This window comes from Variovorax dokdonensis (assembly GCF_030316895.1).
GTDB classification, from domain to species: domain Bacteria; phylum Pseudomonadota; class Gammaproteobacteria; order Burkholderiales; family Burkholderiaceae_C; genus Variovorax; species Variovorax dokdonensis.
Genome location: NZ_JASZYV010000002.1, coordinates 471,484 through 496,128, shown reverse-complemented (window position 1 = coordinate 496,128; position 24,645 = coordinate 471,484). Strand labels below are relative to the sequence as shown.

At 66.1% G+C, this 24,645-nt stretch carries 20 protein-coding genes; 1 reads left to right on the top strand and 19 read right to left on the bottom strand.

The genetic code is table 11. The features are described 5' to 3' along the window. Nucleotides 1-2: 2 nt before the first annotated feature. The 17 genes from QTH91_RS10780 to QTH91_RS10700 form a co-directional block, all read right to left on the bottom strand. Complete coding sequence (locus tag QTH91_RS10780) at nucleotides 3-797, bottom strand: PP2C family protein-serine/threonine phosphatase (protein WP_286660079.1); 795 nt, start codon at nucleotides 795-797, stop codon at nucleotides 3-5. Next, a complete protein-coding gene (tagH, locus tag QTH91_RS10775) occupies nucleotides 794-2,506 on the bottom strand; it encodes a type VI secretion system-associated FHA domain protein TagH (RefSeq protein WP_286660637.1) in 1,713 nt (570 codons plus the stop codon). The genes QTH91_RS10780 and tagH overlap by 4 nt, the downstream gene beginning before the upstream one ends. 25 nt (nucleotides 2,507-2,531) lie before the next feature. After that, the gene (locus QTH91_RS10770; RefSeq protein WP_286660078.1) at nucleotides 2,532-2,711 is read right to left on the bottom strand and encodes a hypothetical protein; all 180 of its coding nucleotides are present in this window, start codon (nucleotides 2,709-2,711) and stop codon (nucleotides 2,532-2,534) included. Nucleotides 2,712-2,717: 6 nt separating this feature from the next. Next, nucleotides 2,718-3,998 (bottom strand): TIGR02270 family protein, encoded by a 1,281-nt coding sequence (locus tag QTH91_RS10765; RefSeq protein ID WP_286660077.1) that lies wholly within the window; start codon nucleotides 3,996-3,998, stop codon nucleotides 2,718-2,720. 10 nt (nucleotides 3,999-4,008) lie between these two features. Beyond that, nucleotides 4,009-5,040, bottom strand: coding sequence for a hypothetical protein (locus QTH91_RS10760; protein WP_286660076.1), 1,032 nt, complete (start codon nucleotides 5,038-5,040; stop codon nucleotides 4,009-4,011). A gap of 19 nt (nucleotides 5,041-5,059) precedes the next feature. Continuing rightward, complete coding sequence (locus tag QTH91_RS10755; RefSeq protein ID WP_286660075.1) at nucleotides 5,060-6,037, bottom strand: DUF4150 domain-containing protein; 978 nt, start codon at nucleotides 6,035-6,037, stop codon at nucleotides 5,060-5,062. Continuing rightward, on the bottom strand, nucleotides 6,000-7,058 hold the full coding sequence (locus QTH91_RS10750) for a beta-ketoacyl synthase N-terminal-like domain-containing protein (protein WP_286660074.1): 1,059 nt from the start codon (nucleotides 7,056-7,058) through the stop codon (nucleotides 6,000-6,002). The genes QTH91_RS10755 and QTH91_RS10750 overlap by 38 nt, the downstream gene beginning before the upstream one ends. A gap of 1 nt (nucleotide 7,059) precedes the next feature. Continuing rightward, on the bottom strand, nucleotides 7,060-8,046 hold the full coding sequence (locus tag QTH91_RS10745; RefSeq protein ID WP_286660073.1) for a DUF2169 family type VI secretion system accessory protein: 987 nt from the start codon (nucleotides 8,044-8,046) through the stop codon (nucleotides 7,060-7,062). Nucleotides 8,047-8,120: 74 nt separating this feature from the next. Further along, nucleotides 8,121-8,660 (bottom strand): DUF6484 domain-containing protein, encoded by a 540-nt coding sequence (locus QTH91_RS10740; RefSeq protein WP_286660072.1) that lies wholly within the window; start codon nucleotides 8,658-8,660, stop codon nucleotides 8,121-8,123. 20 nt (nucleotides 8,661-8,680) lie between these two features. Beyond that, nucleotides 8,681-11,107 (bottom strand): type VI secretion system Vgr family protein, encoded by a 2,427-nt coding sequence (locus QTH91_RS10735; RefSeq protein ID WP_286660071.1) that lies wholly within the window; start codon nucleotides 11,105-11,107, stop codon nucleotides 8,681-8,683. A gap of 43 nt (nucleotides 11,108-11,150) precedes the next feature. After that, the gene (locus tag QTH91_RS10730; protein ID WP_497032803.1) at nucleotides 11,151-12,533 is read right to left on the bottom strand and encodes a tetratricopeptide repeat protein; all 1,383 of its coding nucleotides are present in this window, start codon (nucleotides 12,531-12,533) and stop codon (nucleotides 11,151-11,153) included. A gap of 14 nt (nucleotides 12,534-12,547) precedes the next feature. Beyond that, on the bottom strand, nucleotides 12,548-13,354 hold the full coding sequence (locus QTH91_RS10725; protein ID WP_286660069.1) for a hypothetical protein: 807 nt from the start codon (nucleotides 13,352-13,354) through the stop codon (nucleotides 12,548-12,550). Between the two features lie 63 nt (nucleotides 13,355-13,417). Next, nucleotides 13,418-16,147, bottom strand: a complete 2,730-nt coding sequence (gene tssH, locus QTH91_RS10720) for a type VI secretion system ATPase TssH (protein WP_286660068.1) — start codon at nucleotides 16,145-16,147, stop codon at nucleotides 13,418-13,420. Between the two features lie 12 nt (nucleotides 16,148-16,159). Continuing rightward, nucleotides 16,160-17,299 carry a type VI secretion system baseplate subunit TssG gene (gene tssG, locus QTH91_RS10715; protein WP_286660067.1) on the bottom strand — a complete coding sequence of 380 codons (1,140 nt, stop codon included), beginning with the start codon at nucleotides 17,297-17,299 and terminating at the stop codon, nucleotides 16,160-16,162. Further along, nucleotides 17,275-19,176, bottom strand: a complete 1,902-nt coding sequence (gene tssF, locus QTH91_RS10710) for a type VI secretion system baseplate subunit TssF (RefSeq protein WP_286660066.1) — start codon at nucleotides 19,174-19,176, stop codon at nucleotides 17,275-17,277. The genes tssG and tssF overlap by 25 nt, the downstream gene beginning before the upstream one ends. Nucleotides 19,177-19,180: 4 nt before the next feature. Beyond that, entirely contained in the window at nucleotides 19,181-19,687 is a 507-nt protein-coding gene (gene tssE, locus QTH91_RS10705; RefSeq protein WP_286660065.1) for a type VI secretion system baseplate subunit TssE, read from the bottom strand. Then, entirely contained in the window at nucleotides 19,680-20,531 is an 852-nt protein-coding gene (locus QTH91_RS10700; protein ID WP_286660064.1) for a type VI secretion system accessory protein TagJ, read from the bottom strand. The genes tssE and QTH91_RS10700 overlap by 8 nt, the downstream gene beginning before the upstream one ends. Before the next feature lie 853 nt (nucleotides 20,532-21,384). On the opposite strand from QTH91_RS10700, the gene QTH91_RS10695 reads away from it, so the two are divergent. Then, entirely contained in the window at nucleotides 21,385-21,996 is a 612-nt protein-coding gene (locus QTH91_RS10695) for a hypothetical protein (RefSeq protein ID WP_286660063.1), read from the top strand. A gap of 22 nt (nucleotides 21,997-22,018) precedes the next feature. Here QTH91_RS10695 and QTH91_RS10690 read toward each other — a convergent pair whose 3' ends face one another. Both QTH91_RS10690 and QTH91_RS10685 read right to left on the bottom strand, forming a co-directional pair. Next, nucleotides 22,019-22,576 (bottom strand): type VI secretion system tube protein Hcp, encoded by a 558-nt coding sequence (locus QTH91_RS10690; protein WP_286660062.1) that lies wholly within the window; start codon nucleotides 22,574-22,576, stop codon nucleotides 22,019-22,021. Continuing rightward, nucleotides 22,573-24,627 (bottom strand): caspase family protein, encoded by a 2,055-nt coding sequence (locus tag QTH91_RS10685; RefSeq protein ID WP_286660061.1) that lies wholly within the window; start codon nucleotides 24,625-24,627, stop codon nucleotides 22,573-22,575. The genes QTH91_RS10690 and QTH91_RS10685 overlap by 4 nt, the downstream gene beginning before the upstream one ends. Nucleotides 24,628-24,645 lie beyond the last annotated feature (18 nt).

The following is a 24,645-nucleotide window of genomic DNA, read 5'->3' as shown; positions in this document are numbered from 1 at the left end:
CGTCACAGCAGCCGCGTGGCCTCTTCGTCCTCGCGCGCCCAGAGCACCAGCGCGGTGTAGTTGTCGTGGCCGGGCTTGGCGCGGGCGCGCACCTGGGCGTCGAGCGTCTCGACCCATCGGCTCGCGTCGCGCGAGGCAGCCAGCGTCTCGCACAGCAATTCGTCGCCCAGCGGCTCCCACAGGCCATCGGTGCAAAGCAGCAGCACGTCGTCGGCCTGCAGCGGCACCGCGTCGATCACCGCAATCTCGGGCGGCGGATCGAGCGAGCCGAGTGCGGACAGCAGCAGATTGCGCTGGGGATGGGCGCGAGCCCCCTCGTCGTCGAGCATGCCGCCGGCCACCAGTTGCTGCACCAGGCTGTGGTCGACGGTGCGCGTGACCACCTTGCCGCCGCGAATAAGATAGGCACGGCTGTCGCCGCTGTGCGCGAACGCGACGCGGTGCTCATGCAGGTCGATGGCTGCCACCACCACGGTCGAGCGCATCGACGCCAGCTTGCCGCCTTCGGCCTGGCGCGCCACCACATCGGCGTTGGCCCGCTCGAGCAAACCGCGCAGATCCTGGGCCGCCAACGCGGGATGTTCGGAAAAGCCGCGCAGCACGCTCGCGCGCACCACCTGTGCAGCCACGTCGCCGCCGCCATGGCCACCGGCGCCATCGGCCACCACGCACAACACGTGGCGATCGTCGTTCCAGTGGCCGAAGGCGTCTTCGTTGTAGTCGCGCCCGCCCTGGCGCGACAGGGTGACGATTTCGATTTCGAGTTCCACCCTGTGCCCCTTTGCTGGCTGGTTCAACGGTTGTGGCTGCTGCCGCCGCCTTCGCCACCGCCCGACTTCAGGCGACGCATCTGCTCTTCGTAGGCCTGCACGAAGGCCTTGCCGAACAGGCTGTGGAAGTCGTCTTCGGCCTCCGACGCGATGCTGCCGTAGAGCGCGACGAACTGATCCCACAGCTTGGCCTTGCGGTTGGCGGCAAAGAGCGAATCCAGCGCGCTCTTGCTGGTGATCTTCTTCTCCAGCTCTTCGGGCGTGAAGCGCGACAGCACGTGGGCGAGCGCCGCGCGCATGCCGACCATGACGCCGAACTCATGCGCGCGCAGGTCCTGATAAGCGTCGCGCATCGCCTCTTCGGCGCCCATGAAGCCACGCATGCCCGGACCGAGCAAGTGGCCCAGCGCCACCTCGACGGTGGGCGAGAACTTGAGCGGGTTGTTGGCCTGCGCCGCGATCATGGTCACTTCGGCATGCACGCCCTTCTTCACTTCCTGGCGGGCGTGCAGCAGGTGCAGCGTGCCTTCGGCCGAGGTGCGAAGCAGCACGCCGATGCGCTCCATCAACTCGGGCGTGAGGCGCTGGGGCATCTGGTGGGTACTGGCGAGGCCGCGCAGGAGTGCGGCGAGAAGCTCGGCGTTGTCGCCGGTGTCGTGCATGGCTGACACGGCATGCGTTGCCGAGTGCGATGGCGCTTGAACTGGCGTGTGGGCCGGCGCGTGAACTGGCGCGTGGACCTGAGCCAGCGCCGGTGCGGCCTGCGGCGCCGGAGCGATGGCAGGCGCCTGTGCTGGCGGCGGTGCGGGCGAAGGGATCAGCGCCTCGGGCAGCAGATCGGCAAAGGGATCATCCGCCGCTGCGGACGAGGCGGCCGGGGGCGCGTTGGGCGCGACGACCTTGGGCACATCGAAGCCGAAGCGATCGATGGGAACGTGATCGGCTCGCGGCGCTGCCGGCGGCGGCGCCGGGCCTCGCCCCAACGCCGCAAACGGATCGACGTCACCGGCGGTATTGGGCTGCAGCAGCGGATCGGCAAATGGCGAAAGCGCCAGCGGATCGGCGCCGGGCTTGCCCTTCGAAGGCGGATCGCCGAACAGGTGATCGATGCCGGCGGCCGCGTCGGGGGCGCGCAGGCCCAGGTCCGAGAAGTCTTCGATGGCGCCGGGCTTGGGTGCGGGGGTGTCGGTGCCGAGGAGGTCGGCGAAGGGGTCGGCGTCTGACGACGGCGCAGACGCAACTTGCCGGGCACCGCTGCCTGACGGCAAGCCGAACGGGTCGGGGAACGGTCCGTCATCGGGAGCCGGGCGCTGCGCCAGCCCTGGCGCGGGCGCGACGCTAGGTGCTCCCAGGCCCGAAAGCAGATCGGCAAACGGATCGTCCGGCGTCACCTGCATTCGCGCGCCACCATCCGCTTGCACCTCCGGAACCGCCTGCGCCACCAGTTCGAATCCACCGATACCAAGGCGGTCGCCCGGATTCAAGCGAGCCTCGTTGCCGGCGCCCAACGGCCGACCGTTGAGCTGAAGCGGATTGCTGCCGCGATCGATGATCACGAATTGACCCTCGCGCATCTCCACCTGGGCGTGGATGCGCGAGACGGTTCGGTCCGGGTCGTCCAGCACGAGCGTGTTGGACGGCGCGCGGCCGATGGTGCCGCCGCCAGGACCGAAGCTGCGCGCGAGCGCCTGGGGCACAGGTGCGCCACGCAAGCTGAGCACCACCAGTTCAATCACGGCCAAGTTCTCCTCGTGTTTTCGTTCACCCGGCGGCGCTCGTTCCCGACCACCAGAGCCAGCCGGAGACAAGACCGAATATCACTGCCACCAACAGCCAGGTTCGGCTGGCAGGGCCCGGCTTGAAATTCTCGCGCGACATACGCCAGACCGAAGCCGCGAGAAAGACCGCGGCCAAAAGGGCAAGGATGTACTTGGCTGCCATGACGGGTCAAGCAGACACGCCCGATAGCCAGCGCTTCTGTCGCCAGCTGGGAGCTTCGGTGGGAAAGAGCTTGCGGCCAGGCTGAAGCAGGCATAGATGCTTTGCCGCCGCCGAGCGCTGGCGCTGGTAACCCTTGTGCAGCACGTCCAGACAATGCCCGCTCGAGGGTGGCGCACCGAGAAAATGCCGCACCCCTTCCGGATATCGATGGGCGTGGCTTGCCCACCAGCCCCGAACCTTTTCCACGTTTGGCCATGGCAAGCCTTCGTCGTCGTCGAACTCAACGGCATCAGCGCCATCGGCGTCGGGTTCGAAGTCAGCCGGTCGAACGCACTCGAAGTCGCCTCTTGCCAAGTCGATGCCCGTGATGGAGGAAATGGCTTCGCCGGCAATACGTGCGGTGAGCGGGTCTTCCATCTGGTCGATGAGCCAGGCGACGTACCTCGGATCTCCGCTGATCCCAGTGCCACGAATCAACGCGCGCCGCTGGTCAGGCATGTCTCGAAGCGGCCCCAGCAACGCGACTGATTCCCGAGGGGAACTGATCCTAAGCAGCCATGTGCGAGCGGCGCTGCCAATGGCATCCGCGGCCTGCGCACCGTCCCTCAAGGCACGCACGCACACTGTCCGATCTCCCAGAAGCAGCGCGGAAACGCCCGCCCAAAGGCGACACATCGCGTCGCCATCGGTCGCCGCTGCATCTAGACAAGTTTGCAGCAGGTCCCCTCGCCCCCACTCTCCCGCACATCGGAATGCGCAAGCTCGCAGCGTCGAATCCCGATCCACCAGCAGAGGGGCCAGCGCAGCGCCCATGTCGACCATGTGCGCAGAGCACGCCGACAGGGCCAGCCGCCTGCGAAACGGCTCCGGCGTCGTCAGCATCGCCTTCACTGGATCCCGAACGTCGTGAGCCGACGCCCAACCGAAGGCGGCCATGACGCCCGCCTCGCAGTCATGCGTTGCTTCGGCCAAGGCCACCAGCGCTTCGACACCTTTGGCGTTTCCCTTTTCAAGCGCATTGGCCATTGCAACGAACATGGGGCCATTTCCCGTTGTCCGCAAAGCTTCTTCTGCGATCTGCTGCCCGGCGTCGTCTGCAACCGAGATCCCGTCCAAGTGCGCAACGAGCCGTCCGTCAAGTCGGCTCAGTTGCTCCAGCCTCATGTGGGGGGCCGTCTGCAACCTGACGCGCAGCACGTGCAGGTGCGCAGCCTCTTCGACGTGCTGATGAACGACATGGGCCAGCACCCTCGAAAGGCCCGGCGCGAGCGCGTTCGCAGTCAGCATGACGTGCGTCTCATGGCGTGCGAGGAGGAGCACCGGCGCCACCCGCCCCCGCCGCACCACCGATGGGCGGATTGTCCGGATGATGGAACCGCTCCCACTGGGTGCCGTCGAAGCGCGCGAGATCCTTTGTTCCCATGGACCAGAGCACGCCGTCGACAGCCTGGGCGATGTTCGCATCCTGCAGTTCCGGTTGGAGACGTGTGCGCACCTTTCGAAATGCGCGTGTCGCAAGTCTTGGGTCGAACTGGAATAGCCCGACGTTCGAACCGAGGTAGTAGAGATCCTGAAACCTCGTGACCGACGTGAACAGCTGCGAAGCGCCCAGCGGACCAATCGTCTGAAATCCGACGCGGGCATTGCCCGCGAGCAAGGTCCCGTTGTCGCCGCACATCAGGATCCGGTCCTCCGAGTCAACGTGAATGTTGGTGATGCGTCCGGCCGTCACCGGAAGTTGAAGCCTGGTCCAGCGCGATCCGTCCCAGAAGTCGGCGCGCGCCGGGTAGCCATCGGTGACATCGCAGCCGGCCAGATAGATGGCTCGCTCGTGCGGGCCATTGATGACCTGCGCGAAATACTGCCCCTGGCCGGGCGGCTCCAGAATGCCGTGGTCCATGTGCACCCAGTTGTCGGGACCGTCGCGACGGTAGACCTGCCCCGCGAAGCCGCAAGCGTAGAGGCGATCCCCGATCTGCTGGATATCGTTGAGATAGCCGTAGCCCTTGGCGAGATCGTGGTTGAGGCCCGCGTCCGGGATGCGTTCATGCACGAGTTCAGGCTGCAGGATGACCACTTCCCCATGCTCGGAAAGGGCGACGAAGTAGCGCAATGATCCGGGCGCGGGGTCGTGCCAGAGGCAGATCGACGGGATCGAGAAATCGTGCTCGTTGAAGGTCCAGAGGTTGGAGTGGCGCTGATTGAAGATGTAGATGCGCGAATAGGGCTCGGTAGGCTCCAATGCGTCCATGGAGCCCGACAGGCAGATCGCCGACTTCGACGCCGCGAAGCCCGTTCTGAATGTTGCAACCGGGGCCAGTTTTTCCATTCGTGGATCCTGTTTTCTATCAAACGGCCATACCGCCGCCGGGGGCACAGCCGCCGGCGCTCAAGTGCGTGGATGCAGGCCCGGTGGACGGCATCTGCGTCGTTCTCATGGACTGGTTGTCCGGGACGTTGGCGTAAGACTTGTCGACCTGTTCCTTGATCTTCTTCTTGCACTCTTCTGAACTCACCGCATTCTGCGCAGCCTGGGTTGCTGCCGGAACAACCTCCGACTTGGGGGCGGTTCCGGCGGGCCCGTTGCTGCTGCTTTGGCCAAAGCCGGCGATCTTTGCATCGCACTGATGCGCCACATTGTGCGCGGAGCCGGTCGTGCGAGCGTGCCCCTTCAAGCACACCGAAGGTCCGTCACCGAAGCTGGGACAGTTAGGGATGCGTCCGATGCCGGCAATGCCATCTTTGCGATTGCCGGTACGTGCGCAATAGTCTGGGACGATGTGGTGAGCCTGGTGGCCGTCCGGGCATTTGTCCTTGATCTCGTCGTAAGTGCCGACGATGCAGTCGTCGTCTGTTCCTTGCGTCGTCACAGGCGGCCCGACAGCGCCCATCAGATCCGCCGTGTTCTCGTGGTTCTGCATCTTCTTGTCCGACAGTCGGCAAGCGTTCTGGCCGTCCATCTTGACGTCGAAGGAATACAGGATCCAGGTCGACTCCTTCATGAAGGTACTGGACTTCACGCCGCCCGCAACCCCTGCGTTGTCGCCGTTGGATAGAGAGAACTCCGATCCCTTGGTGGCGATCATCATCCCGCCATCGGCTTTGACAGTGGTCGTGCCCTTGTCCAGCGTCGCGGACTGGGAGATGTTGGGATAGGGCATCGGCACAGGGCCACCCGGCGAGGGCGTCTTGCACACATCCGGGATCGTTGCCGTGGAAATATGGTTGCTGCCCTTGTGAACCAGCGAGTTGGCAGCGCCGTTGACCTTGACAGTGACTGGCATCGCGTCACCCAGCCTTCCGGGTTGCCAGGAGCGCAGCAGCACGCTCGCCGGCTTCAGCGCTGGCCCAAGTCAAGGCCAACTCGCCGCGCGAATAGCCCTTGGCACCCGCGATCGCCGCCAGCATGAGATGCAGCGGAGCGCCGGCGGCGCCCACATCCCCCCAACAGTCGGCAGGAGCCACGAATTCGGACAATGAATCGAAGCGTTCCTTGGTGCGCAGCCCCGCGAAGCCGTACTCATCCGCACGGTAGGGTTCGCCATTCATGTCGCAGTACACGTCGGTCACCTTGGCACCATCGGCAAGGGGGACGAGTGCGTCGCGCAAGGCGGCCGTCAGACCCTCGCCGAGGCAGACCGATTCCGTCTTGCAGCGATTGACTTCTTCCGCCGCGCCAATGGCCAGGATGCGCGCGATGGCGTCCCGGTTCGCGTCGCGGGCAATCTCCTCGCGTACGACGAGAACGGCGCCGGCGGCCTCCCCGGGGATGAATCCCCACGCATTGTTCATCGCCCCGGCGCTGTGCAACTGGTCGCAGGCCTCCAGCCATTCCAGCGCATCGGGGTCGATATAGGAGTCGACGCCGGCAATGACAAATGCATCAAATTGGCCTTGCCGCAACTTTTGAGCGGCCGCTTGCAAACCGATCAAGCCCGCCGCGTGACCCTGCGGAAATGCTGCGGCCGCGGAAAACACGCCATGAAAATGCGCGGCCACGGCACCCAGCAGAACCCTCGAGATATCTGGCGGAACTCCGGGCCGCATGCCCGGCACGCCAAGCGCCAAGCCAACGCGCAGCGCTCGACTGGGCTGCGACGGCAAAGCCGCCAGTGCCTGGCCCACGGCGGGAATCAGGAGCAACTCGAACCGGTCCGATACGACGACGTCGATATCCAGCCAGGGCGCGATCGCGGCTCTGACGGGCTGACCGATGGAGTCCAACTGATATGGGTGTTCAACGAACCCGCTGATGCCGGCACGCACCGCCGCAGCGCTGGACCACGCATCTCGCCCCACCGGCGTGCTGGCGCCGAAGCCGACGATGTAACCGAGAGTGCCGCTCACTTCAGTCCACCATGAATTCGGCGGCATCGTCGATGGGCTCACCCGTGCTTTGGTTGGTCTTGAGCCTCACGATCGTGCGTTGCAGTTTGTGCCCCTTGAAATGGCACGGGAGCGCGGAATGCCAAACGAGAGATACACGGGGATAGTCCGGCTCAAGGATCACGCTATGGAGCTTGCGGACCTTATGGTTTTCGTTGCTGCCATCGTAGAAGCGGGTCTCGAAGCCAAGGTACAACCTAGGCAACCTGAAGCGCAGAACACCGCGCGGCGACAGATTCAGCGCGACGACGCTCTCTCCCCCGATCAGGAACTCAGGCGACTGCTGGTCTGCGGGCGCGTACTGGAAGAATCGTTCGTCGAAATCCACCGGAAGCAAGGGCTGGCGCGTCTTCATCCAGTCTTCGCCGTAGGTTCCGGCGAACGAGGCGCGTGGTTGCCAATGGCTGCCGATGGCGCCGAAGCCAGCTGGAGCAGGACGGTCGTCCCATGCGCGAATCAGACGGTCGGGCGCTTCGATGTTGGGAAGGGTCGATCCGTCGAGGTGGTCCTTGCGAATCGAATAGCCGCAGCCCACGGGATTGCGCCACTCCCAGTCGCGCTCCGGATCCGAAGACATGGCATCGACGCCGCCGAACGCACGCTCGTACACCAAGGGCATCTTCGTGAACGGCAACGGGGAAGTCGCCCCGACAAGCCCCCAGCGCCGATCGCCAAACACGCGAAGCATCTTCTGGACGGGGCCGACGCGAAAGCCTGCGTCCAGTTGTTCGACGGGACGCCCGCTCGGTGCGTGCGCGTGGCCGACCACGATGATGTCCGTCGTCGCCTTGGTGAGCACCAGGTCCGCTTCGTACTTGATGCTGCTCTTGCCGGGCTCGCCGTGGTACGCCGGCTCGCGCAGAACGGGCGGCTGTACCTGCGCGACCTCGGTCGATCCATCCGGCAGAACGTCGAACGTGGCCTTGACCGCCACGAGCCAGATCTCCACGCCGTTTCGGTCGCGGACCCATCCGCGTTCGACGGCAAAGGGAGTTCGGTTATCGACGAGCCACATCGCAGCGCCTAGTTGATGTCGATCGCCGCGCCCTTGATCTTGTTGTAGCCGGTCGATCGGGACATGACGTAGTTCCCCTCGATGAGCACCTTGCCGGCACGTGTGAGCGTGATGCTTGCCGCACCGCACTTCAGGACAATCTCCCTTTGCGCGCTGAGCACCAGGCGATCGTCGTCTGCATGCACCTCGACCTGGACCGGGCGCGCGATCGGCGCCGCGGTCGACGCGGGGTCCTGGACAACGCCCACGATGATGGCCCGAGTCCAGTCGCCATCCTCACACAGCACCAGGACTGTGCTGCCGACGGTCTCGGTCCGAAGCGTCACGGTGGTCCGAGCCCGGACCAACTCGCCGGGAAAGTGACGCAGCCCTGAGAGCAGCGGTACGCCCTGCAGGTCGAACCCATGGAATCGAGCGGTGGTCGGCAATCCGTCGGACGACCTGGGCAAGTAGGTCTGTGCCGCATGCGGCCGCTCGAGGAGCGACTGGAGTTCGCTGCCCGCATCCCTCGCTGGGAGCGGTTTGAACAAGACTTCGCTGGCACCCATGGATTGCTCCCGTTCCGTCGTCAATTCAGTCCCACCTTGCTGCCCTTGATGACCACGTCGCTGCTGGCCTTGACGTTGATCTTTCCGGACCCTTCGACGGTGACGTTCTTGCCCTTGATCACAATCGTCCCGTCTTTCTTCATCGAGATGCTGGCGTCGCCGGTCACGATCGATATGGAATCTCCGGCGCTGATGCTGAGGTTCTTGGAAACCGTCAGCGTCTCATCCTTGCCGACAGTCGTCGAGCGGCCACCTGCGACCGAGCGCGACTCGTCAGCGCCCACATCGGTCGAAAGCTTGGCACCCACCGAAACCGACCGATCTGCGCCAATGTTGCTGGACTGGTTGGCACCGACACTGACCGTCTGATCCGCCCCCACCGTGATCGCCTGCGCCGCGCCCACCGTCACCTCCTGCGCGGCACCGATGGTGATGGTCTCGTTGGCGCCCACCGTGTGCGTGCGCTGCACGGCCACCGTCTTGGTTTCGTTCGAGCCGACGGTCACGCTGCGGTTCGCGCCGATGGTGATGCTCTCGTTCGCACCCACGCTCTCGGTGCGGTTCGCGCCGATGGTGATGTCCTCGTTCGCACCCACGCTCTCGGTGCGGTTCACGCCGATGGTGATGCTCTCGTTGTTGCCTACGCTTTCCGTGCGGTCCACGCCGATGGTGATGGTCTCGTTGTTGTCCACCGTCTCGGTGCGGTCGTGCTTGACGTGCGTGGTCTCGTCGTGATCGATGGTCTTGGTGCGGTCGTGGCCCACCGTGTGGGTCTCGTCGTTCTCGACCGAGATGTCCTGGTTCTTCTCTGCGTGCAGGTAGACCTGCTCGCTACCTTTCTTGTCGTCGAAGCGGAACTCGTTGCAGTTGGCAGCGCTGCCGCCCGGCGTGGAGCGCGTGCGAAAGCCGCTCTGGGTGTGCGAATCGAAGGGCTTGGGCTGGTCGTCGTTGTAGACGCGGCCGATGATGATGGGCCGGTCCGGGTCGCCGTTGAGAAAGTCGACGATCACCTCCTGCCCGATGCGCGGGATGAAGTAGCCGCCCCAACCCTTGCCCGCCCAGGGCTGCGACACGCGCACCCAACAGGTGGACTTCTCGTTGCTCTCGTCGTAGCGGTCCCAGTGGAAGTGCACCTTCACGCGCCCGAAGTCGTCGGCGTGGATCTCTTCGCCGGCCGGCCCGACGACGATGGCGCTCTGCGGCCCGGGCATCGTCACGCGCTGGGTGACGCGCGGCGGCCGGAACGGCGCCTGCGCCGGCAGCACCGTGAGCAGGAAGGTGCTGACGCCGCGCATCGGCGCGATGAGGTTGGGCTCGCCGTAGACCATGTCGCGCAGCTGGCCGCGCCAGTCTGCGTTGAGCGGGTCTTCCTGCATCATCTCGAGCAGCACGCGGCCCTGGCGCTGCACGTTGGCACCGTGCTCGTCCATGCCTTCATAGCCTTCGTGCACCAGCACGAAGCTGCAGCCAGCCACGAGGAAGTCGGCATCCGCGTCGCCCATGGGGTGGCCATGGAAGGTGAAGGTGCTGCCCACCGCCACGTCGGGCCAGCGGGTGACGGCCCAGCTCAGTTGCCGGCGCGCCACCAGCTCTTCCATGCGAACCTTGGCGGCGTCCTCGGTGTCGTCGTTGCGAAAGTACCCGCCGGCAAATTCGAAGAACTCCAGGTCGGCCAGCTCGTGCGTGTCGGGGTCGTCCTTGTCGGCGACGAGCTTCTTCTTGATGGCCTTGAAGTCGCTGTCGCGCGAGGCGAACTTGCCGCTTTGCAGACGATGCGAATCCACCCAGCGGGTGATCTCGCCGAAGCGCGCCTCGGTGCTGCCGAAGGGGATGTAGTCCATCTGCGCCAGCACCGGCAGCTTCTCGTGGGCCACGGCGGCATCGTCGGCCAGCCGCATGGTGCCGGGTGCGGTGTGCGCGTCGAACCAGTAATAGACGCCCTCGTCCTCCAGCAGGCGCGAGAGGTAGTCGTAGTCGCTTTCCTGGTGCTGCACGCTGTAGCGTCGCGGCTCGTGCTTGCCGATCAGGTTGACCTTCGTCTTCTTGAAGCGGCCGACCGGGCTGTCGTCCACCACCGCGTCGAAGATCTCCATGGCCGCCTTGTCCTGCAGGATGCGCGAGTTCATCCGCTTGGTGAGCAGCCAGAACCACGATCGCAGCGTGATGCGGTATTCGAAGTAGCGGCCGGCCTGGCCGCGTCGCATGAAGCGCACCGCGTGGCCCTGGCAATGGCGCTCGTGCGGGCTGTCGTCCGCATCGTGGAACTTCACGATCACATCGAAGGCATGGCCCAGCACATCCTTCGCGGCGATGTCGTCTCGGGTGGACAGCACCGTCAGCTCGTAGTGCGCTGGCCGCGACAGGCACTCCTGCCCGACGATGCTCCAGAACATCAGGTCGCCATTGGCGGGCGAGTCACTCTCGATGCTGAAGTTCTTGTCGGCCATGCGCCTTGCCTCTGGTTCCTTTTTTGCCCGGGTTTGCGTGCACTCAGGAAGACGAACGAGCCGGCTCGGATTTGCAGGCCGAGACCAGATATCCCGCCACCGGCTTGCCGCCCTCGGTGCGCAGGTGCACCTGTTGCAGGCTGTGCGGCCGAAGTCCGGCTGCGCCGAGCACCCCGTCGACGTAGTCCATCCGGTGGCTGTAGCGCCCGTGCGGATTGAGGTGGAACGGGTTCGCCGCATCCTGGGGCAGCGCCTCCACGGTGAACATGAGCCAGCCATCCGGCGCAAGCGCCTTGGCGCTGGCCTGAACGACCTCCGACAGGTCGCCGAAGTAGCACAGCGTGTCGGCAGACACGATGAGATCGGTGCCTTCAGCTGGCAGGGCCTGGATGTACGCGGTCAACTCGGCCTTGGCCAGCTTGTCGTACACGCCGCGCGGCTCGGCCCGGGCCAGCATGCCGGCCGACAGGTCCACGCCCAGCAGTTCGCGCGCCCACGGTTTGAGCAGCGGCCCGCACAGGCCGGTGCCGCAGCCGGCGTCGAGCACGATGCGGTCGGCGCGCGGCTCGCCCAGGCGATCGCGCACCTCCTGCGCGAGCAGGTGCGGCGCCCGGTAGTGCAGGTTGGCCAGCTTGGCGTCGAAGCTGCCGGCAAAGCCGTCGAACACCTTCTCGACGTAGTCGTCGGCAGCGCGGCCGGGAACGTCGCGGCCGGAACAGGCGGCCAGGTGGTGGCGCGCCTCTGGGCTGTCGGGCTCGTCGCGCAGCCAGTCGGCATACACGCGCGTCGCCTCCTCGAAGCGGCCCAGCGTGTAGTAGGCCATGCCCAGCGCCTGCCTCGCGCGCACGTTCTGCGGGCGCAGGGCCAGCGCCTCGCAATAGCTGTGCAGCGCTTCTTCGTCCCGGCGCTGGCTGTGCAGCAGGTTGCCCAGGTTGGTGTGTGCGTCGACGAACTGCGCGTCCAGCGCGATCGCGCGACGGTAGGCGGCCTCGGATTCATCCAGCCGCCTTTGCTCGCGGCGCAGCACGCCCAGGTTGTTCTGCACGTCGGCCCTGTCGGGCGCGAGGCGCGCCGCTTCTTCGTAGGCGGTGGCTGCCTCGTCCACGCGGCCGGTTTCGAGCAACACGTTGCCGAGGTTGTTGTGCCAGTCGGGCACCGTCGGGTCGGCCGCGAGCGAGCGCATCATCAGCGTGCAAGCCTCGTCGCTGCGCCCGCGCTGGTGCATGAGCAGGCCGAGAAAGTGAAGGACGTTGGCGTCGACCGGCTTGCGCTTCATCAGGCTGCGGTAGATCTGCTCCGCTGCATCCAGGCGCCCTTCGCGATGCCAGACCATGGCCAGGCGAACCGCAGCCTCGGGCTCCAGCTCCATGAGCGGTTCCTGCGGCGTGCCGGGTGCGTTCATTCCCGTCTGCGAAGCGGCCATCATCTTGTGCGTTGCCCTTACGTGTCGTGCGAATGAGTTGGCAGGCTGCCCGAGTCGAGCACCTTCTTCGCGCTGATGGACATCGCCGCATAGGCCAGGCTGTCGGCGTTGTTCTTCATGGCCTGCGGCGTCTGATGGTCGTAGTTGGCGTCCCAGCAGTACTTCACGTCGGCCGTCTTGCAGAACTTGTGGGTCGCCTCGTGAATGATGATGCGGGCCATCATTTCCGGCGAATAGCCGAATTCGTCGAACAGCGAGAACCCCACGTGGATGCCGCCCGAGGACGAAACGCCGAACTTCTCCTTCAATCCGGTGCGGCCCTGCACATAGCCCTCGATATTGCGGCTCACCACCTTCTTGCCCGCGTCGTCCAGTTCCGCCCAGCCGGCGCCCATGTTGTCGATGTGGAAGTCTCCGACGCTCATGCGGTGCTTGGCATCCACGTCGAGGAGGTACATGCCGGTGTTGAGGTGAAACGAAGTCGAGAGCATCGCCGTACGAACGTCTGCCAGGTACTTGCGCCGCGCCTTCGCGTTCTTGAGCTTCTTGCCCGAGAGTTCGCTGGACAACGAGTTGTCGCGGTTCAGGCAGAAGTGACGATCGAGAATGGGCACCATCCAGTCCGGCTCGTCGGCACCGAACAGAACGATCTTGTCGATCTGCCACACGGTGCTTCGCATGGCGCTGCGAGAGATCGAGGCCGACTTGCACAGCCTCGTCTTGGTGCTCATGCCAGGCGGCCGGTCGGAGTGATATTTGATGACCAGGCCCGCAGCGATCACGGCTCGGGTGTCGAGATGGTCGCTCTGCTTCTTGTCACTCATCGTCGTTGCTCCAATCCGATCGATACGAAGCGTGGGTGCCGCGGTTGCACGGCGCCCGGCGGTTCAGAAGTCGTAGGCAAACTCGCCGTCGGCCACCCGGACCGCGACGCGCTCGATCGGCTTGCCTTCCATCATCCGATTGAGAAACTCCCGGCTGATGTCCGGCAGCATGGTGTTGGTGAGGATGGCGTCGATCATCCGGCCGCCCGATTCGCTCTCGGTGCAGCGACTCACCACCAGCTTGACCACGTCGTCGCCGTACTCGAAGGGGATCTGGTAGCGCGCCTCGATCCGCTTCTTGATGCGGTTGAGCTGCAGCACGACGATCTTGCCGAGCATCTCGTCGGAGAGCGGGTAATAGGGAATCGTGACCAGCCGCCCCAGCAGCGCCGGCGGGAAGATCTTGAGCAGCGGATCGCGCAGCGCCTTGGCCATGCCTTCGGGGTCGGGCATCAGCTCCGGGTCCTTGCACATGCTGGCGATCAGGTCGGTGCCGGCGTTGGTGGTCAGCAGGATCAAGGTGTTCTTGAAGTCGATGCTGCGCCCCTCGCCGTCTTCCATGAAGCCCTTGTCGAAGACCTGGAAGAAGAGCTCGTGCACATCCGGGTGCGCCTTCTCCACTTCGTCGAGCAGCACCACGCTGTAGGGCCTGCGGCGCACGGCCTCGGTCAGCACGCCGCCTTCGCCGTAGCCCACGTAGCCGGGCGGCGCGCCTTTGAGCGACGAGACGGTGTGCGCCTCTTGGTATTCGCTCATGTTGATGACGATCATGTTCTGCTCACCGCCGTAAAGCGCCTCGGCCAGCCCAATGGCGGTCTCGGTCTTGCCGACGCCCGAGGTGCCGGCCAGCATGAACACGCCGATCGGCTTTTGCGGGTTGTCCAGCCCAGCGCGCGATGTCTGGATGCGCTTGGCGATCATCTCCATCGCATGGTCCTGGCCGATCACGCGCTGGCCCAGCAGCACGGGCAGCTTGAGCACCGTCTCGATCTCGTTGCGCTGCATGCGGCCGACGGGGATGCCCGTCCAGTCCGCCACCACCGACGACACGGCCTGTGCGTCGACCGAAGGCAGGATCAGCGGCGACTCGCCCTGCACGGCACTGATGCTGGCCTGCAGTTCGTGCAGCTCGGCCAGCAGCGCGGCGCGATCGGGCGCATCGGTGGCGCCGCCAGCCGGCGCCTGCGTGGCGGCGCCCCCATCTGCACCCGCATCGACCGCTGCCGGCACATCCACCGGCTTGTTGCCGTCGCGCAGCTTGGCGCGCAGCGCCAGCAGTCGATCGACCAAGCCCTTCTCTTCCTGCCAGCGGACGTTGAGCTTTTCCAGCTCGCCCTGCGCGTCGGCCAGCAGCGTGTCGACCTGCGCGGCGCGCTTGGTCACATCGATGCCAATGGCCGCCTCGCGGCCGATGATCTCGCGCTCCACCGTCAGTGCCTCGATGCGGCGCGTGCAGTCTTCCACCTCCGCCGGCATGGCGTGCTGGCTCACCGCGACGCGGGCGCAGGCGGTGTCGAGCAGGCTCACCGCCTTGTCGGGCAACTGGCGCGCCGGGATGTAGCGATGGCTGAGCTTGACGGCCGCCTCGATCGCCTCGTCCAGCAACTGCACGCGGTGGTGCTTCTCCAGCACGCTCGCCACGCCGCGCAGCATGAGGATGGCTTTCAGCTCATCGGGCTCGGGCACCTGCACCACCTGGAAGCGCCGCGTGAGTGCCGGATCCTTCTCGATGTATTTCTTGTATTCGGCCCAGGTGGTGGCGCCGATGGTGCGCAGGTTGCCGCGCGCCAGCGCGGGCTTGAGCAGGTTGGCTGCATCGCCCGTGCCAGCGGCGCCGCCCGCGCCCACCAGCGTGTGGATCTCGTCGATGAACAGGATGATCGGCGTGGGCGATGCCTGCACCTCGTCGATCACTTGGCGCAGCCGCTGCTCGAACTCGCCCTTCATGCTGGCGCCGGCCTGCAGCAGCCCGATGTCGAGCGTGAGCAGCCGCACGTCCTTCAATTGCGGTGGCACATCGCCGCGCGCCAGGCGCTGCGCGAAGCCTTCCACCACCGCCGTCTTGCCGACGCCCGCCTCACCCGTCAGGAGCGGGTTGTTCTGGCGGCGTCGCATCAGGATGTCGACGATCTGGCGGATTTCCTCGTCCCGCCCGGTCACCGGATCCATCTCCCCTTTCTTCGCCTTCTCCGTGAGGTCGACAGCAAACTTCTTGAGCGCATCGCCCTTGCCCATGGCAGCTGGGGCGATGGCGCCGCTATCTTCACCCGGCGCGCCGGAACCCATGCCGGTGCCGTCCTGCGCGCGCATTTTCGATTCGGGCGACGCATCGCAGATCTTTGCGAAGTTGTCGGCCAGGTCCTCGACCTTGATCTTCTCGAACTGCCGGGAGATGCCCAGCAGCGGATTGCGCAGGCCCTGCGTCTTGAGCATGCCCACCAGCAGGTAGCCGGTGCGCACCTGCGCCTCGCCGAACTGCAGGGTGGCATAGGTCCATCCGCGCTCGACGGCGTTCTCGATGTGCGGCGAAAAGTCGCTGATGGCGGTGGCGCCGCGCGGCAGGCGGTCGAGCGCGGCCGTCATGTCCTTGGCCAGCACCGAAACGTCCAGCCCGTAGTGCTGGATCACCCGGCCCAGGTCGGAATCCGGCAGTTGCAGCAACTGGGCAAACCAGTGCTCCAGCTCGACGTACGGATTGCCACGCATCTTGCAAAAGACGGTGGCGCCTTCGATGGCCTTGTAGGCCAGCGGGTTGAGCTTGCCGAACAGGGCGGCGCGTGAGATCTCTGACATTTTTTCCTCTCCTTATGTGCTTGCCGCGAAGCGCGCATCGCCGTCGATGCGGACATCGGCCGCATCGTGGTCGCGCGGCTTCGTGCCGAGCCAGCATACCCAACCCAGCCGGGCCGAATTGCCCTTGTGCTGACCCAGGCGGGTGGGGGGAACTTCGTCCTTGCGCAGAGTGAGCTGTGCATCCCAGAACAATTCGTCGCCCAGCAGTTGCTGCATCCAGCGCTGCAGTTCGGGGCGGGCGTTCCCGACCGGCAGGAAGCGTCGATAAGCCGCCAGCGACAGGGGGCCCACATGCAGGCGGATGCGGTGCTGCCGGTCCCAGGCGCGACGGCCGAGCAGCGCGCCGCCACCGAGCGCGCATGCGGCGCCGCCGCGTCCCAGGCGGGTGAGGTCGCTCGCGGGCAGATTCATCCAATGGCCCACCCAGCGCTCCAGGCGGAAGGGCACATCGAAATAGCGCTGCAGCACGCGTTCCACGCCTTCGGCGTTGTGCACGCGGCGCGCCAGCCAGCCGGAAAAGTAAAGGCGCGCGTCGTCCGCGATTTCGTCGCGGCTCGATCGCGCTGGCGTGCCCACGCCGACCAGCGAGCCCAGGCGGTTGCGAAAGCCGTCTTCCTCCGGCCGATCCATGCCCACGGCAGGGCGGGCCTGTGCCCATGCGCGATAGAAGAAGAGCGAGAAGCGGTGCGCAAATCCGTCCAGAAAGGCCAGCCAGGTCGGGTCGCCATGATTGATCGAGCGTTCGCGGATGAAGTCGCTCAGGTGCACCGGCAGCGGGCCATTCGGCCCCACGTACCCGAAGAACATCTGCCGGATGCGAGGCGCGTGCCGCGCGCCGGGCTCGAAGCGGCTCAGGCTCGACGGCGCGAACGACAGCGACGGCTCCTGGCCGATGCGCACGGGCTCGGCGCTGGGCAACAGCGCATGGCCCCAGCGCGGCGCGGGCATGGCCAGCGCCTCGACGCGGCGCATGACGGCGAAGTAGTCGTAGTCCCAGGGCGTATCGACGCGCGCCTGCAGCCAGCCGGCCACGCGCTCGCGCGGTGAGCCTGGCACGTCGGTGCGCTCGACCACGGCCTCCGGTACCGGAGGCATCACGGATTCGGCGAGGGCGGCCTCGTCCTGGCCTAGAGAATCGGTCGGGTTCCGCACAGCGGTCTCCAGCGCATGACCTCGCCGCGTCCGGACAGCACCAGCGCGGTTTCGACAAAGTGATTGACTTCCACATGCCGCGCCAGAAAGCGCGCGAGCACAGCCCCGAACAGAAAGGCGCTGTGGCCATGGAAGGCCGCGCCATCGACCTCCAACGCCACCTCCAGGCCGCGTCCGAATGCGATCGGGCCGGGCAAGGGCAGGCGGCGCACCACCGGCCTGGACTTGACCGACAACAGGCCACGCACCTGGGATTGCCGCGCCTCGTCGCCATGCGCGGTGTAAAGCGTCAGCATCTCCCGCAAGGCCGCGGCGCCCTGCTGCGCGGAACTGTCGGCGAGCGACAGGTAGTTGAGCGCCAGATGATCCAGAACGCGCCAGCCCAGCCCTTGGCTCACCACCGGCGACACCGGCCGTGACGGGCCGCGCACCACGCGCACGCGCTGCACCGGATGCGAATCCGTGCATTCGAAATCGTTGCCCTGCCCCAGCGACATCAGAAGCGGCAGGTCGCGGTTCGTGACCAGCGCACCGACCGCCAGCTGGCGCAGCGACGCCGCATAGGGCGCCTGCTGCGGATCGACGATCTGCAGGAACACCTCGGAGCCGATGTGGCTGCTGCGATGCCCTTCGCTGCGCTGCCTTTGCGAGTGCATGCGCGGCTCGCGCGTGGTGGTGAAGTAGGCGGGATGCCCGGACCGCGAGCCGTGGAAGGCGGCATAGAACGGCAGGAAGGTGGTCTCCGCCGCGTCGCCGTCGTTCGGGCTGCCGTGGCCCACCACGCTGGTGACGCTGTGCACCTCGAAATCCTGCGGCCTCGTGCGGTCGGCCAGCAGGTGGAACTGGCTCACGCCCTCGTTCACCATCACCCGGTCGAGGCGCTTGGCGAACAGGTTGATGGCCGGCACGCAATGCAGGCGCAGGTTGTCGGCCGTGACCAGCTTTTCCAGCGAGGGCTCGCCGCGCGAGAACAGCACCACGATCTCGGCGTCACTGCTGTCCATGCGGGCCAGCGCCTTCGCGAGGCCGGCGAGGCGGACGAACTGGAAGCGCGGCGCGAAGGCAAAGTATTCCTGCACCAGCCGATGCCCGGAGAACCCCGTCGCCGTAACCGGCAGCAGCGCCTCGTCGTCCTCGAAACCGACGGGCTGCACGCACTCGGGCGGCAGGTGGCAGATCGCCCCTGCGCTGCCGGCCGCCGGTTGCCCGGTGGACGACAAGGGCTGCACCATCACGCCCAGCGGCTTGCCCAGCAGGCACGCATGCAGTTGCCAGGCCACGTCTTCGGCGCCGCCGAGGTGAAAGCTCAGTTCGTCGATCGGCAGTTGCGAGAACTTCAGGCCGCCGCCCGCCTGCAATGCGATGCGCAGGCCGCCTCGAATGTCGCGGCCCGCAGGATGCTGGGCCAGCGGCAGGTCGGGCGCATAGCTGAAGTACTGGGCCCGCCGCACCTGCACCGGCCACAGGCGTACCGCATGGCCGGTGCGGAACTCGCAATGCGTGTTCTGGCCCGCCGCATGGCGCGCGCGCAACCCGCTGCCGCGCGGCACCGTCGGGCCGGTGGCCAGGCTGGCGTCCTGCGCATCGACTTCCAGGTTGACCACCACCATCGACGGCGTGGGCGCGAGGAAGTTGGGATAAACAATGTCCAGCAGATGTCCCGTGAAGCGCGGGTATTCGGCATCGAGCTTGAGGCTCACCCGCGCCGACAGGAAGGCTGTGGCTTCGATCAGCCGCTCCACATAAGGATCGGCCACCTCGTGACCATCCATGCCCAGGCGGTTCGCGATCTTGGGAAAGGCCTGCGCGAACTCCGCGCCGCTTTCGCGGAAGTAGCGAAGCTCCTGTTCGTAGAGCGTGAGCAGGCGCGGGTCCATCGAACTACCGCCCTTCCTCGATCTCGATGCGCCCTTCTTCCAGGTCGATGCGGCTGCGCATCAGAAATTCGAGCGGTACTGGCTGGGCCCACAACATGCCGCGGATGGTCAGGCCGATGCGGTTGTGCGATTCGATGGCCGAGCCTTCCATGACGAGTTCCACTTCAAGGGTGCGGGGCAGGATGCGCGGCTCGAACTGCGTGATCGCACTCTTGAGCGCCTGTTCCATGCTGACACGCTGCACCGAGGAGGTGAACTGGCCGGACAGCATAGGCAATCCGTAGTTCAGCACCGACTTCGCCGCATGGGGATGGCGCCGCTCGTCGATGACGGCCGGGCCCAGTTGCGTCGCATTGAACAGCCAGCTGAGATCGCGCAGCACCGCCTGTCGCAATGCCTGGCGCGTCAGGACTCGCTGCTCGTCGGCTTCGCGCGTTTCGCCGGGTGCGTGGTCCACCAGGCGATCGAGCAGCGAAGGCTGCAGCCGCTCCTGGGCGGTGAGTTCAGGCACCTCTGTCCTCGTTGCCGGCGACCGGAGCACCCGTGTCGTCCATCGAGTCGAAGTTGATCTCGCGCACTTCCAGGATCGGATGCTCCGAGCCTTCCTCGCCGATGTTGCTGCTCCACATGCGCTGGCCCCAGCCGGCCCAGACGTCGGGGCGAAGCTCGCGCCATTCGGTCTTGCGCGCCAGTTGCAGTGCGCCGTCCTGGCAGCGCTCGCTGCCTTCATAGCGGGTTGGCACCATCGCCAGCGCTTCGCCGCCGTTCTGGAAGGCGAGGTGCGCAGGCTGCCAGACGAAGTCGCGCAGGTCCTCGGGTGCATCGAGCTTGATCTGCGCAAGGCGCGAGAAAGGCACCCAGTAGTAGCGACCGTTGACGAACGCCTCCAGCACCGGGCCGATGCGCATGTCGGCGTCGGCCAGCCAGTCGAAGGCCTGGCCGTCCAGCGTGCCGGGGCTGGCAGGGGCGGCGTCGAAGGCGCGTGCGCGCAAGTCTTCGGCCAGATCCGCCTCGCCCGCGCCCTGGCGCAAAAGGGATTCGATCAACAGAGCCAGCCACTGGTCGGGCTCGCCGAAGATCATGGGCGTGCGTTTGCCGGCGAACACGTCGGCGCGCAGGCTCTCGCAGCGGATCGCCTCGCTGTAGACCTGCTTCATCGGCACGGCCAGCGCGTCCATCTCTGCCGCAACGGTGAGCTGATTGAGCGCGCGCTCCCATTGCCCCACCACGCACAGCAGTTGAGCCATGAACACGCGCAACTTGGAATCGGCCGGCCTGGCGCGGATCTCGTCGGTCAGGGCCTTGAGTGCACCGGCAGGGTCGGACGCCTGAAGCAGTTCTGCAGAGCGGGTCATGGCGGGCCTTTGCAAGGACGTTCGAAGAAGCACGCAGGCGCGCGGGCAGCCGCTCATGCGTCGGCAACGGGCACGGGCAGCCAGCGATCGAGGGAGCTTACGCAGGCAAGCGGCCCACGCCATCCACCGGGCGGCGTATGCCGTTGAGGCATGGCAATGCGCGACTCGTGGTTGCCGATGAACGAAGGCGTCCCCGCCTAGGCCGCAAGAGACGGCCGTTACCAGTACGAACCCTTCAGAGCGATCCTGTTGCTGCGAGGCTGAACAACTCGCCGAAGACGAAGTAACGCTCGTCGCTCCATTGCGCGCCAGGATAGTTGGTCCAGACGTCTACGAAAGTGGCACGCACGGCGGCTGCGCCCTGCGCCCCTTTGGCTGCAGACTTCGGGACCGGCAGACTCTTCGAGTACCCAGTCCTCCGTCATGAGGGCCATGAGCTCATTTGCGTCATGAGCATGAGCACGAGTTCAAGTAGTTGAAGCGTTTGACACACGATCATTCCATATCGCGAGACATTTGGTTGCTTTCATCAACTTTGATGAAATAGAACTCAAACGCGCCGAGACAAATTTCCTTTGGCATTGCGTCGAGCCCACCCAGAATCGGTTCGGTAAATAGCTCCAGCCAAGAGGAAAAGTTGAGTCAGTTGCAAACAGTGAATTTGGGGACGAAGGATCGTTCACAAACACGAGGGTTGAAAAGAATTGCGAGCGCGCTAGCGTGCTCCATCGCCATCACAGGTTGCTCGACAGTCGTGTCTTACGGACCCAAGCAAAGCAGTTCAGATCAAGTTCTGCGATATGCACAAGGGGTGGGGACACTGACGCAGAGGTCGGAGGCTCAAGAAATCTTCATGTACCCGGCATTCAAGAAGCAGGGCACGAAAGATCCGACCTTCATCATCGGCTTCGCAAACAATTCGTCCGAGCCGGTGAGCTTCGACACCACAAACGTCAAGGCGTTTTTCCGTGGTCAAGAGGTCCCGATCTACACCTATCTCGAACGTTCGGCCGAGATTGAATCCAACAAGCGTGCTCAACAGATTGCCCTTGCAATCGTTGGGGGTCTTGCCGCCGGCGCAGCGGCCTACGGTGCTTCACATCGAACGTATTCCGGAAGCTATTCGGGCTATGTTTCTGGCCGCGGCGGCATGACGACATTTGCGGGCTCGAACAGCGTCCGCGTTTACGATCCGATGAGCGGAATTCTTGCGGGCGGAGCCGTCGCGGGCGGGACCGCATTGGGAATTCAGCAGATCGAGTACACCGCTCAGGCTCTCGAACAAGCTGCAGGTTCGATACTGCAGATGAATACGGTCGACCCATTGAAGCTGGTATCCGGCACACTGATCCTGAAGGGCTGCTGCGATCCTTACCCAAACAAGGATGATCTGATTCGATTCGAGGTCACCGTGAACGGAAAGATGTCGGTCTTTGAGTTCAACCGCACGGTCATGACCCAATAGAGGTCGATCGCGGCGCGCCCCGCTAGGGCTGCGTCAACATGCAGGTCCTGACCGCACCGCGCAAGCCGGTCTGCTGCTGCGGCGCGGATCGGATTTCCATCTTGCGCGGCATGAAGTAGATGATCTCGCAAGGGCGTCGAGGGTTGCCGCCGGTGAGAATGGCCTGGGTGTCGATGCGCGCTTCTTCGAGCATGAACTCCAGCATCGGCTGCTGCTCCGAAGAGCTGTCGCCACCGGCCTTGAAGATCGAGATCTGCACCTTCAGGTCGCTCTCCTGGTTCTTCAGCAAGCTCGCGATGGTGGCGGTGGCGGCATCGCATTCGCGCACCACGATCATGGCGCTCATCGCGACCTGGCCCTTGGTGCTGCCGGGCGGCCGGCGGATCTCCGACAGGTAGCTGTAGCCGGCAATGCGCATGCGCTGCTTGCCGTCTTCGAACTTGCGCTTCGAGTCGCCTTCCACCGGACTTCCCTTGCTCTCGATGAGCATGAGGAAGTCGTTGCCCGATTCGCCCGACATGTGATCGAGCAGGCGAAGCGCCTCGTCGGGATCCAGGGTTCCGTCAAGTTTCCAGCTCATGGGGTGCTCCGTCGGGTCGATGGGATGGGTTCGGTGGAGGGTGCGCCGGGTGGCCACACGGCCAGGGCGCCATAGGCTTGCCGCTCGTCGTCGCGCTGGAGCGCGCCGCGCAGCCGCAAGCCGGGCAGTGCATCGGGCGGCGCGGAGCCGAACAGGCGCGGCGCGGAAAACGGCGCGGCGGGCGCCGCCACCACCAGCAAGCGACCACCACGCGCCGGTTCGAGCCAGGACAGATCGAAGCGCTGCTGCGCCGGTTGCTCGCGCGTGCCGCGTTCGAAACGATTGCTCTCGCTGATGGCCTGCGGATACACCTGCCGGACGGCGCCGTCCGCCTCGATGCCGACGACCACCAGATCGATCGACTGCCCGCTGGTGTTGCGCACGTTGAGTGCCACGCGTTCGCCGGCGGCAAGGGGCTGGCCATCGGCCCGCAACGCGGGCTGGCTGCGCACCAGGCGGTCGCCCGCCCAGGTTTCCAGCATGGCCTCGAAGCCCGCCAGCCCATTGCCTTGAGCCAATTGCCGCAGCCGGCCCAGCCATTTGAGCTCGGCCAGCGCCGCGAGGTAATCGCGCAGTTCGCCCTCGTCCCGCAACGCGGGGGGCTGTGCGCTCGTCAACGCGGCCAGCTCGGCCGAAAGGATGCGCAGCCGAGTGCCGCCGCCTTCTGCCATGAGCTGCACGTCGGCGGCCTCGGCGCCGCCTTCCGGCACCACGCGAATGGCCGCCGGATACGCAAGGCTGATGGCATCGGGCAACGGCCGGGGCGCTTGCACGCGCAGCAATGCCGAAGGCGGATCGGCCAGCGGCGTGACACCCCACAACGCCGCATCGCCCGCGTCGGCCAGCGCAGAGGGCACCGGCAGATGCGCGCTGCCGCCATCCACCCGCTCCAGCCGTGCGTTGGCAGAACGCTGCGTGCCGTCGTCGAGCGTGGCGAGCACGCGCACCGACTGACCCGGCTCCAGCCCGTCGAGCAGGCCGACGCTCATCGCCAACTGGCCGCCTGCGCGGCGTGCCGGCCAGACCGGCCGCGTCGACAGCGGCGCAGGCGCATTGCGCAGGACCGGCAGGTCGAGGTTGCCCTCGGCCACCGGCGAAGGCAGATCGCGTGCCGGAAAGCGCGACTCCAGTTCGGCGACCACGGGTGCATAGAGCGAGACGACGTCGTTGTACAAGGCGCGGTAGCTGGCGGGCCGGCGGGCCAGCGCCTGCGCCAGCGCCCAGGTCAGCAGCCCCTGCGGCCGCGCCGATCGATCGCCGCGCGGCAGGCGAAGCTCGGGGGTGACCTGGTGGCTCTCGGACGCGAAGAAGGCGACGTAACGCGCGCGCGGCAGCGGCGGCGCGTCGGGCGGCGCCAGGTCGGCGGGCAGCGCCGTTCCGGCCGGCGCCTGCGCGAGCTGGTCAACACGGATGCCTCGAAACCGCACCGGGTCGTCGTCGGACTGAGGATCGTTGCGCTGCGCGTCGCCGCCGAGGCTTCGCACGCCGCGCGTCATGGAGGCCGCCGCGCAGGTGTCGAACACCGACCACACGAAGACGCCCCGGGCGAGGAAGGCGCGGATCCAGCCGTCGAAATCCACGTCGCGCAGGCCGCCGGCCAGCGGCATGTCGCCGCCGCCGGGGCCAAGCTGGGCGTCGCGGGCCAGGAAGTTCTCGGCCAGGCCATCGGGCTCGGCGTAACGCTTGGCCCGGTCGCGCACGCGCGTGCCATGGCCGGAAAAGTAAAGCAGCACGAAGTCACCGCTGCGCGAGCGCGCCAGCAGCGCGGCCAACGCGTCGTGGATGCCCTGCGCATCGGGCGGCCGGGCGCCGGCCACGCCATCGGCCAGCATCGAGATGTCGGCCTGCGAGACGCCTTGCTGCTGCAGCGTGTTGCGCATGAGCAGCACGTCGTTGCGCGGCGCCTGCAGCCACAGCGACGGGCTCTGGTTGGCCAGTTCGGACACGCCGACCAGCAACGCCCGAGCAGTGGCCGATGCGGGCAGCGCGGCCGTCAACGCCAGCCACAGCACCAGCAGGTGCGGCAGGCGGCGAAGCAGCGGTGAACGCATGGTTGACCTTGCGTGGGC

Excerpts from the sequence above, each read along its gene's own strand:
- QTH91_RS10760 (WP_286660076.1), bottom strand. The coding sequence starts at position 5,040 with ATGGAAAAACTGGCCCCGGTTGCAACATTCAGAACGGGCTTCGCGGCG.
- QTH91_RS10725 (WP_286660069.1), bottom strand. The coding sequence starts at position 13,354 with ATGAGTGACAAGAAGCAGAGCGACCATCTCGACACCCGAGCCGTGATC.
- QTH91_RS10700 (WP_286660064.1), bottom strand. The coding sequence starts at position 20,531 with ATGACCCGCTCTGCAGAACTGCTTCAGGCGTCCGACCCTGCCGGTGCA.
- tssH (WP_286660068.1), bottom strand. The coding sequence starts at position 16,147 with ATGTCAGAGATCTCACGCGCCGCCCTGTTCGGCAAGCTCAACCCGCTG.
- QTH91_RS10770 (WP_286660078.1), bottom strand. The coding sequence starts at position 2,711 with ATGGCAGCCAAGTACATCCTTGCCCTTTTGGCCGCGGTCTTTCTCGCG.
- QTH91_RS10730 (WP_497032803.1), bottom strand. The coding sequence starts at position 12,533 with ATGATGGCCGCTTCGCAGACGGGAATGAACGCACCCGGCACGCCGCAG.
- QTH91_RS10690 (WP_286660062.1), bottom strand. The coding sequence starts at position 22,576 with ATGAGCTGGAAACTTGACGGAACCCTGGATCCCGACGAGGCGCTTCGC.
- QTH91_RS10685 (WP_286660061.1), bottom strand. The coding sequence starts at position 24,627 with ATGCGTTCACCGCTGCTTCGCCGCCTGCCGCACCTGCTGGTGCTGTGG.
- QTH91_RS10765 (WP_286660077.1), bottom strand. The coding sequence starts at position 3,998 with ATGCTGACTGCGAACGCGCTCGCGCCGGGCCTTTCGAGGGTGCTGGCC.
- tssF (WP_286660066.1), bottom strand. The coding sequence starts at position 19,176 with ATGGACCCGCGCCTGCTCACGCTCTACGAACAGGAGCTTCGCTACTTC.
- QTH91_RS10695 (WP_286660063.1), top strand. The coding sequence starts at position 21,385 with ATGTACCCGGCATTCAAGAAGCAGGGCACGAAAGATCCGACCTTCATC.
- QTH91_RS10740 (WP_286660072.1), bottom strand. The coding sequence starts at position 8,660 with ATGGGTGCCAGCGAAGTCTTGTTCAAACCGCTCCCAGCGAGGGATGCG.
- QTH91_RS10735 (WP_286660071.1), bottom strand. The coding sequence starts at position 11,107 with ATGGCCGACAAGAACTTCAGCATCGAGAGTGACTCGCCCGCCAATGGC.